Below are 8,243 nucleotides of genomic sequence, written 5' to 3' on the forward strand. Positions count from 1 at the left end.
TGGGCGGAGCCTGCCCGCGCCGCCGGCCTCACCGTCGAGCCGTAGACGAGCGGCCCGCCAAGCCCGCGACCTCGCGCGCCAGGCTCTGGTCGCGGCCCGGGAATTCGACGACACCTCGCCGCGACCGCGCCGGAGCTCGCCGGTCACGTCCAGGCCGTGGCGTTCGACGCGGACACCGGCCGCCTGGGAGTCGCCCCGACACCCCCGCCTACGGCACGAAAACTGCGCTGGAGCGCGCCGAAGCTGGTCGCGGCCGCCAACGAGAAGGTGCGCGGCACTAACGTTCGCACGCTGCACGTCCTGGCGCCCGCCTTCGTGAAGGCCGGGCCCGCCACGGCGACCGCCGACCCGGCTCCGCTGACCGTGCCCGCCGCGCCGATGCAGCGACGGATCCCGCCGGACGGTTACCACCGTGCCATCGAGGCGCACCGCCAGGCCGCCCGGCCGCCGAGGGTGGACCCGGCCATCGCGCAAGCAGTGGAGCGGCAGACCGCCGCGATGCGGGAGCTGAGCCGCCGCGCGTTCCCCGAGCCAGACGTCGCCGCGGACGATGCGCCGGCCTCGATCGAGGCGACCCGGGATACGGCCTGAGCAGACCAGCACCCCGGGAGCGGCCCCGCACCCGGGGGCCGGGGCGGGCGGTGGTCTGCGGGCTGGGCGCTGGGAGGTGGCTGTGGGGAGCCATTGGCTGACACACCTCGGCTGTATCCCATGTTCCACATCTATGGTCTGGTGCCACACAAGGCTGCCCGACTGGTCGTCAGTTGAGGTGTAGACGAAGGTGAGGCTGCTTTATGCGATTAAGGGTCGTTTCGAGTGTGTTCGCCGTGAGTGTGGCGTTGGCCGCTACCAGCGCTCCTACGGCTCTGGCGGTGCCGCCGCCGAACCCGGCTCCGCCTGAGGTCACGGTAGCGACGCAGGACTCGGAGTCTGCCCGTGTCACGACGTGCGACTTCTACGCCTCCAAGCCTCTGCACAGTGGCTCCCGGATGACGGGCACCGGGGGCATCAAGACGTGCTCGGGCGGTCCTGCGGCTTGTACCAGCGAGGTGGACCTGGAGTTCTACAACGACTTCTCGAACTTGTGGATGACGGCTGGGACCGCGCGGCAGTCCAAGTGTGCGCCGCCGCTGCGGTCGTCGACCGCAGCAGCAACCTGTGTGAACCGCCCGGGCGACCCGAAGGTGGCCTGGCGCACCAGCACGGTGGGGACTCTCGTGAGTTCGGGCGGGTCCCACGGCTCGGGCACAGCGCACAGTGACGTCTTGTACGTGCCCTGCGCGTAGGGGAGCCTTGGAAGGCTGTGTAGGTGAGTTGGCGCTCGGCCGCGGGTGTTCCACTCGCCGGAGAGAGGAACCACTGTGACCTCGGATCCCGACACGTTATGGCGTCGCTGCGCTCACCTGGGTCGTGTCCTGCTGCCGCTGGTGGACCAGGAGCCAGTGCGGCAGGCTGACCGGCACGAGAACCTGCGGACCTGGGGCATCGACACCGCGGTGGGCGAGCGGCTGATAGAGGTTTTCGCAGCCCTGGCCGCCCATGCCGTCGCCATCGACGCCTCGGTGTCGACCGCGCAATTCGACGCTCTGCCTGTGAGGACGGTGGCTGAGGCGGCGACCGGCAAACGGGACTTCGAGCTGCTCGCTGGGCTCCCGGACAGCTTCGCCGACGTCCGCGACGAACAGGCCGTCCAGCTCTTCCGCCTGTCCGCCTATGAAGGCGGGCAGGCCAGCCGCCGGCTCTTCCAGCTGAGCAGAGAAGTACGTCACTCGTTGATCGTTCTCGCCGAACACCCGCTGTTCCCCTGTCGTACGTGTGGGGACGTCCTCAGCCGTGCAACCGAAGCCGGTCTGCCTCAGTGATCACCGGGCGGACCCGGCGGGTGCAGGTACCGAAGCCCCTCGCCTTACTGGTCTGCGCAGCCGTCGGCCCTCCCGTGGGGAGGGCGGGAGGGACGGCGCGGCCCGCGCCAGGGTGACCTGGGTGAGCCAGGGCGGCGGCCACAGGACCGGGGATCACCGCTGGTGGCAGCATTGCACTGGCTCCAGCCACGCAACAGGCTCCTGACTGAATTCGATGCCGCCCTAGTATGGGTACGGGTACGTACCCATACCCTGTTTGTGTGGATGGGAGCCCGATGATGCCTGACGCCAATGTCCGCATTCCCGAGGAAGCCCGCGACCGGCTTGCGGCCATAGCTGCGGCGGAGGGCATGTCGCTGCGCGCCTATCTGGCCCGGCTCGCCGAAACCCTGCTCACCCCGGACGAGCGTGCCGCGCGGGCCGAGCAGGCCCGGGCCGCGTTGAGGGAGTGGAACGGCTACGCGCCGACCTCAGCTGAGGAACAGGACCTCGACAGCGAGTTGGACCGCCGCCTGGCCCAGGCGGCCGCCCGGTGAGCGACGCCATGCACATCGTCCTGGACGAGACCGCGATGGCCGCGGCCGGCCAGGGCAACGTTCTCGCCTCTCGCCTCATCCATCGCGCTCACGCCCAGGCCGGCTGGTACCTGTACGCCCCCACGTGCGCGCTCCTCGAAGCTGACCGGGTCCGGCCGGGCACGGCGCAGCACCTGGCCGCGCTGCCGGGTATCACGGTGCTCGACCTGGACCTTCCGGCCGCCTTGGCCGTGGCCCGGCACGACACCTGGGCGGTGGCGCACTGCCAGTACGCGGCCCAGCCGACTCCGGACCGCCCCGATGGGGCGATCATCGCCACCATCGCACCCGACCGGTGGATCGGCGAGCCGGTCCGCGTCCTCGACCTGACGCCTTGACGCCGAAGCCGGATCGCCCGTTGACGCGAAGGTGGGTTCGGCGGGTCTGGACGAGGCACTGCCAGCGGCTCCGGACGGCTTCGGCCCCGTCGAGCCACTGCGCGGAGGAGGGGCCGGGCAGGGGGAGGCCGCCCATGTAGTGGGCGAGGTCGGCGTAATAGGCGTAGTCGCCGGTTCGGGCGAGTTCGCGTAGCCGGTCGATGACGGCACGGACTTTGTCGTGCTCGCCGAGGACGGCGTGGTGGAAGGCGAGCGCCAGCTCCAGGCCGGCTTCGGTCGCGGTGATGCCGGCGTCGTGGCTCTCGGCGCGCAGGTCGCGGGCGGCTTCGAGGCCGCGCAGAGTGCCGGCGTCGCGGACGAGCCCGGCGATCCGCACGGTGAGGCTGGTGGCCCGCAGGTCGAGGCCGGTGAGGAGCTGCTCGGCGAGGTGGAGTTCGTCGTCGGCGGTGTCGGGGTCGGTGAAGGCCACCACGAGGGCGCGCTGGGCTTGGCTGGTGGCGCGTTCCCCGGCGACGCCGTGCTGCTCGGCCTGGTCGCGGGCGGCGGCGTAGGCGGCGGCCGCGCGGTCCATGTCGCCGTGGGGCCAGAGAATGTCGCCTTCGACGCGGTGCTGGCGGCCGCCCGGGAGCGCACGGCCGAGCACCTGCTCGCGGTGCGACTGAGCAACTGCGCGAGCAGCAGGCCACGCGCACCGAGCAGGCCGCGGCCGCGCCGTGGACGGTCCGGCTGCCCGAGCTCGCCGTCCGCCCGCTGAACGCCGACACGGCCGGGGCGGTGATCGCATGAGCGCCGAGCTGAGCGGCATCGACCTGGCGCGCCAGGCCCTGGCCGCCGCCCGGGAGGCGGCGAAAGAAAACGGGGCCGACTGGAAGCGGCGCAGCGGCACGGTCGTACGCCGGGACGGCCGTGAACCTCTCGGGCTCGGCAGCGCGATCAGCATGATGATGACCGAGCGCGGCATGGTGACCCCGGCCGCGGGCGGCGGCGTCCTCGCGTAGTTCGACGACATCCTCGCCGCGGCCGCGCCGGAACTCGCCGGTCACGTCCAGGCCGTTGCGTTCGACGCGGACACCGGCTGCCTGGACGTCGCCCCGGGCGCCCCCGCGTATGGCACGAAGCTGCGCTGGAGCGCGCCGAAGCTGGTCGCGGCCGCCAACGAGAAGGTGCAGGACGCGAATGTCCGCACGCTCCACGTCCTGGCGCCCGCCCCCATGAAGGCCGGCCCCGCCACGGCGGCCGATCCGAAGGCGCCGACCGTGCTCGCCGCGCCGGTGCAGCAAGCGTCGGCGCCGCCGTGTCCGTAGCCGTTACGGCGGCTCAGCGGTGAATGCCGTTCTTTGCCGCCTGGCTCAGCAGAGCCGCTGCCAGAGCGGGCTTTTGCCCCAGAGCCAGGAACGCCGGCGGCGCGGAACCATTCCGCGCGATCTCGATCTTGTGAAAGGTCAACCAGAGTCTGCCCTGCCCCAGGGGCAGGGCATCTGTCGGTGATCTGCTGGATGCGGCGTTTCACGGCAGGTCCTCCTTCCAGGGGTCGTTCGGCAAAGTGAGCCCGAAGGTGCGGTGGAGTCGCGTCTGGGTTGCCTTGAGATACTTGATGCCTTCGTCGAACTCTTTCCAGCCCTGGGTCTCCTGCGCGGCCTCGCTGGGGCTCTGGCTCTGCGTGCCGTCCAGGCGGGTCGCGTTGAGAATGTCGCCTGCGCCGTCTTGGAGATGCTTGAGGGCGGCTGACCAGGTGGCCTGGGTCTTGACGTCGGGGATGGGGCCGTATTCGCGGACCCGGTCGAGGGTGTTGAAGAACGGTCCGAAGTCGTAGGCCCAGTCGTTGCTGGTCTGGAGGTCCTGGACGTCGACGGCAGTGCTGATCAAGTTGACGAGCTTGCCCTTGCCTCCTGAGTCCCACCAGTAGATGACGTTGTTGGCGATGTACGAGGGGTCGGCGGTCAGTGCCGAGTGGGTGGTCGGCGTGGCGGGATTCGCCGGTGTCAGCGCGGGCGTCGGTGTCTGCGCCGGTGTCGGCTCGTCGGCCGGTGTGGTCTGCGGGCCGCTCGAGCAGGCGGCCAGCACTGAGGCGGTGAACGCGGTGAGGAACAGGGCGCGGACGCGTGGGAGATGACGCGCGGGCCGGCTCATCGCTGGGCCCTGCTGATGAGGTGGGCGAGCAGGAGGGTGCGGGGGATCACGCGGTCGATCTGGACGTACTCGGTGTCCGCGTGGGCGCCGTCGCCCACCGCGCCCAGGCCGTCCAGCGTCGGACAGCCCGTCGCCGCGGTGTAGTTGCCGTCCGAGGCGCCGCCGACGGCGGCCGCCCGCAAGGGCTCCTGGCCCAGGTCCGCGGCGATGCGGGAGGCGAGGGCGAACAGGTCGGCGGAGGACTCCGGTTCCATGGGCGGCCGCTGCGCGCCGCCCAGGATCTCCAGCCGGGCGCCCGGTGTGCGGGCCGTGAGTGCGTGCATGAGCTCGTCGATCCGTTCCTGCGCGTCCACGGTCGGAACGCGTACGTCCACCGCCACCCGCGCCCGTGCGGGCACCGTGTTGCGCGTGCTGCCGGCCGACAGCAGGGTGGGTGTGACGGTGGAGACGCCCAGGACGGGATGGGCTGCCCCGACGGCGCCTGTCGCGGCCCCGATGCCGGCGACGGCCAGCACCTGGTGGGCGGCCTCGATGGCGGCGTTGACCCCTCGGTGCGGTTCCTGACCCGCGTGCGCGGCGTGGCCGTGCACCACGACCTCGTACCGCGAGGTGCCCTTGCGGGCGGTCTTGAGCGCGCCCTTCTCGTCCGCGGCCGCCTCCAGCACGAGGGCGGCCGCGCACGCCCGCGCCGCCTCCTCGATCAGCTTCCGGGAGGTTGGCGAGCCGACTTCCTCGTCCCCGGTGACCAGCACGCACACCCCGTCCAAGGAGGGCAGCGAGGCCAGCGCGTGGAACATCTGCACCAGGCCGGCCTTCATGTCCAGGACCCCGGGGCCCCGGGCGATCCCGCCGGCCACCGACCAGGGATGTGTCCGAAGCGAACCGATGGGCCAGACCGTGTCGTGGTGCCCCAACAGCAGCACCCGCGGGGTGCCGAAGGCCCACCGCAGATGGGTCACCCCGTCGATGACGATCGTCTCCGGCTCGGTCCCCAGCAGCCTCGCGCCGAGGGCGCCGACCACCTCGGCGCTGCGCGTCACCGAGGCGTGGTCGGCCGAGAAGGACTCACAAGTGACGAGCTCCTCCAGACCGGCCAGCATCGCCGGCAGGGCGAGCGCGGACCCCCGGCTCACCGGCCCCACCTTTGCTCAACTCCCCGTCGCAACAACACACTTCCTCCTCGCATCTCACGGGCGATTGGGGCAGCGACGCACTCCCTTCCGGCGCGCCGCCGCGTGAACGACGTTAGGACCGGGCAAGGCATGACACCAGCGACTGGATTGCATGGGATCTATGCGCCACAAGAATGTGTTCGGGCAAGATGGCCGATGGCGAAACGAGGGACCTGACGGCGGGAGGAACATGTACGAGATCGATGCCCTGCGGCTGCTCGTGACAGTGGCCGAAACCGGGTCGTTCACCCGTGCCGCCATCCGGCTCAACTACACGCAGTCCGCGGTGTCCCGGCGGATCGCCACGCTGGAACAGCAGGCGGGCGGGCCCCTGCTCGAACGGCTGCCGAGGGGCGTACGGCTCAATCCCGCCGGGCGGGCGCTGCACCGGCACGCCGTGGAGGTGCTCGACCGGCTGGCGCGGGCGCAGCGGGAACTGGCCGTACTGCACGCGGGCCACGGCGGGCTGCTGCACGTGGGTGCGTTCGCCACCGCCAACATCCAGCTGCTGCCCACCGCCCTGCGCGCCCTCCAGGAGGCCAGGCCGGACGTCGAGATCGTCGCGATCGAGGGCCCGACCGACACGCTGATGCGGCGCCTCACGGACGGGGCACTGGACCTCGCCGTCGTCAGCGACTACCCGTCCGGGCTGCCGTCGGCCGATGGTGTCACCACGACCGAACTATGCGAGGACGAACTGCTCGTCGCCCTCCCGCGCGAGCACCGCCTGGCCGGAGCCGAGACGGTCGGCCTGCGCGAACTACGCGACGAGCCCTGGGTGCAGAGCGCCTACGGCGACCGTCCGACGATGCTCGCCGACGCCTGCGCCCGGGCCGGCTTCACCCCCAAGAAGATCATCCGGATCGCGGAGTGGACCGGAAAATTCGGCTACGTCGCCGCCGGACTCGGCGTGGCACTGGTCCCCTCCCTGGCCGCCTGGGCCGTCCCCGACGAAGTCGTCCTGTGCCGCCTCGACGACCCCGCCCTGCGCCGCACCCTCCACGCGGCCCTGCCCGCCACCCCACTGCCAGCGGCACTGAAACTGCGGGACCTGCTGCGCGACGGGGCGCGGCATACAAGTTCGGCAGTGGCGCAGTGACCCTGCTCATCCTGTGGTGGGAGACCCGCCACTGACGACGCTCCGACGGCGGGCCCACCACTTGGCGGGCCCGCTTCACGTGCATCTCATCACTGGCGCCCGCCCCCTGCGACCACATACGGTCACCGACCGGCTGGACCTCCGGAGGAATCGGCGACAGTTGAATACGAGAGCTCACCAGTAACAAGGCCGGTCGAGGCCGCCCCGGCGGCGCCCGCCGTCGGTCGCTGCCCGCCATGCCGTCGTCTCCCTCGCGTCCGTCGGAAGTGAAGACGCAAGGGCTGACTGCCCGGATGCACTGCGCCGTACTACTCCGAATGCTCGGTCAACAGATGGCGGCCATCATGGTGCTTTGGCGACTGGCGTGCTTCGCAGCAGGTCGGGACGGACGTCCGCGAGGGCGAAGGCCCGCTGGAGGCCGGCCACGAGTTCGTCGTCGATGCGGTAGCGCCGTGCTCGTTCGTCCCGCTGGAGAAGTGGGCCAGCGCCGTCCGGGCCGACCCGGCCCTGAACCGCCTTGACACTGGTCAGGCTCCCGCCGATCCGTGAGATGGGGATCGGATGCGTCAGGTGGTGGGCGAAGTGCTCCTGGACGTCGTCGTACGAGGCCGTGCCGCCCAGCTCGGTGATCCGCCGCAGCACCGCCCGGGCCCCCGGCATCAGCGCCGCGATCAGCTGGAACAGCAACCGGCCCGTCCAGCCGTCGGCGAGGTCGTCGTCGGCCAGATCCTGCGGACCGGGCCGGGGATCCGGGGCCTCGGACCATTCGTCCGGGGTGACGGGGCGCATCCCATAGGCGGCCTGGACCACGGCGAGAGCCTGCTCGTAGGTGTCCGTCTCGGTGTCGATCGTCAGCCGCACGTCGCCCCTCCGTGATCGCGCCCGCTGCCATCTTTCCCCAACGGCCCATGGCGTCGGGAGACGGCCGTCAGCACAGCAACAGCTGACCGTGAGCGGCGCTCTCGGCGTTACTGCGGGTCCGGCCAGATGGACAGCACCTCATGGGGCCCAGCCGGGCCCGGGCGGGGCGCGCAGAGGTGGCCGCGCCGCGGCCCGCGCCCGGGACC

10 protein-coding genes are annotated in these 8,243 nt (G+C 71.5%); 6 read left to right on the forward strand and 4 right to left on the reverse strand.

Annotation, left to right across the window (positions count from 1 at the left end; genetic code table 11):
* Positions 1-156: 156 nt before the first annotated feature.
* The 4 genes from ABZ923_RS33595 (at position 157) to ABZ923_RS33610 (ending at position 2,775) form a co-directional block, all read left to right on the forward strand.
* Positions 157-591, forward strand: coding sequence for a hypothetical protein (locus tag ABZ923_RS33595; protein ID WP_361479521.1), 435 nt, complete (start codon positions 157-159; stop codon positions 589-591).
* 770 nt (positions 592-1,361) lie between these two features.
* Positions 1,362-1,862 carry a hypothetical protein gene (locus ABZ923_RS33600; RefSeq protein WP_361479524.1) on the forward strand — a complete coding sequence of 167 codons (501 nt, stop codon included), beginning with the start codon at positions 1,362-1,364 and terminating at the stop codon, positions 1,860-1,862.
* 278 nt (positions 1,863-2,140) lie between these two features.
* Positions 2,141-2,398 (forward strand): hypothetical protein, encoded by a 258-nt coding sequence (locus tag ABZ923_RS33605; protein ID WP_361479527.1) that lies wholly within the window; start codon positions 2,141-2,143, stop codon positions 2,396-2,398.
* Complete coding sequence (locus ABZ923_RS33610) at positions 2,395-2,775, forward strand: hypothetical protein (RefSeq protein ID WP_361479530.1); 381 nt, start codon at positions 2,395-2,397, stop codon at positions 2,773-2,775. Before ABZ923_RS33605 ends, ABZ923_RS33610 begins: the two co-directional genes overlap by 4 nt.
* Here ABZ923_RS33610 and ABZ923_RS33615 read toward each other — a convergent pair.
* The gene (locus tag ABZ923_RS33615) at positions 2,708-3,418 is read right to left on the reverse strand and encodes a hypothetical protein (RefSeq protein ID WP_361479532.1); all 711 of its coding nucleotides are present in this window, start codon (positions 3,416-3,418) and stop codon (positions 2,708-2,710) included. The genes ABZ923_RS33610 and ABZ923_RS33615 overlap by 68 nt on opposite strands.
* 139 nt (positions 3,419-3,557) lie before the next feature.
* On the opposite strand from ABZ923_RS33615, the gene ABZ923_RS33620 reads away from it, so the two are divergent.
* On the forward strand, positions 3,558-3,773 hold the full coding sequence (locus ABZ923_RS33620) for a hypothetical protein (RefSeq protein WP_361479535.1): 216 nt from the start codon (positions 3,558-3,560) through the stop codon (positions 3,771-3,773).
* A 508-nt stretch (positions 3,774-4,281) separates the two neighbouring features.
* Here the strand turns inward: ABZ923_RS33620 and ABZ923_RS33625 are convergent.
* Positions 4,282-4,905 (reverse strand): hypothetical protein, encoded by a 624-nt coding sequence (locus tag ABZ923_RS33625; RefSeq protein WP_361479538.1) that lies wholly within the window; start codon positions 4,903-4,905, stop codon positions 4,282-4,284.
* Positions 4,902-6,005 (reverse strand): M20/M25/M40 family metallo-hydrolase, encoded by a 1,104-nt coding sequence (locus tag ABZ923_RS33630; protein ID WP_361479550.1) that lies wholly within the window; start codon positions 6,003-6,005, stop codon positions 4,902-4,904. The genes ABZ923_RS33625 and ABZ923_RS33630 overlap by 4 nt, the downstream gene beginning before the upstream one ends.
* Positions 6,006-6,267: 262 nt before the next feature.
* Between ABZ923_RS33630 and ABZ923_RS33635 the strand changes: the two genes are divergently transcribed.
* Positions 6,268-7,176: a LysR family transcriptional regulator gene (locus ABZ923_RS33635; protein WP_361479541.1), complete on the forward strand. Its 909-nt coding sequence runs from the start codon at positions 6,268-6,270 to the stop codon at positions 7,174-7,176.
* A 342-nt stretch (positions 7,177-7,518) separates the two neighbouring features.
* Here the strand turns inward: ABZ923_RS33635 and ABZ923_RS33640 are convergent, their stop codons facing one another.
* On the reverse strand, positions 7,519-8,037 hold the full coding sequence (locus tag ABZ923_RS33640) for a hypothetical protein (protein WP_361479544.1): 519 nt from the start codon (positions 8,035-8,037) through the stop codon (positions 7,519-7,521).
* Between the last annotated feature and the right edge of the window lie 206 nt (positions 8,038-8,243).

The sequence above is a fragment of the Streptomyces sp. NPDC046881 genome, assembly GCF_040645015.1.
Classification (GTDB): Bacteria; Actinomycetota; Actinomycetes; order Streptomycetales; family Streptomycetaceae; genus Streptomyces.

Bases quoted from the DNA above. Each gene is read 5' to 3' on its own strand.
- ABZ923_RS33620 (WP_361479535.1), top strand. From the start codon at position 3,558: ATGAGCGCCGAGCTGAGCGGCATCGACCTGGCGCGCCAGGCCCTGGCC.
- ABZ923_RS33605 (WP_361479527.1), top strand. From the start codon at position 2,141: ATGCCTGACGCCAATGTCCGCATTCCCGAGGAAGCCCGCGACCGGCTT.
- ABZ923_RS33630 (WP_361479550.1), bottom strand. From the start codon at position 6,005: ATGCTGGCCGGTCTGGAGGAGCTCGTCACTTGTGAGTCCTTCTCGGCC.
- ABZ923_RS33625 (WP_361479538.1), bottom strand. From the start codon at position 4,905: ATGAGCCGGCCCGCGCGTCATCTCCCACGCGTCCGCGCCCTGTTCCTC.
- ABZ923_RS33635 (WP_361479541.1), top strand. From the start codon at position 6,268: ATGTACGAGATCGATGCCCTGCGGCTGCTCGTGACAGTGGCCGAAACC.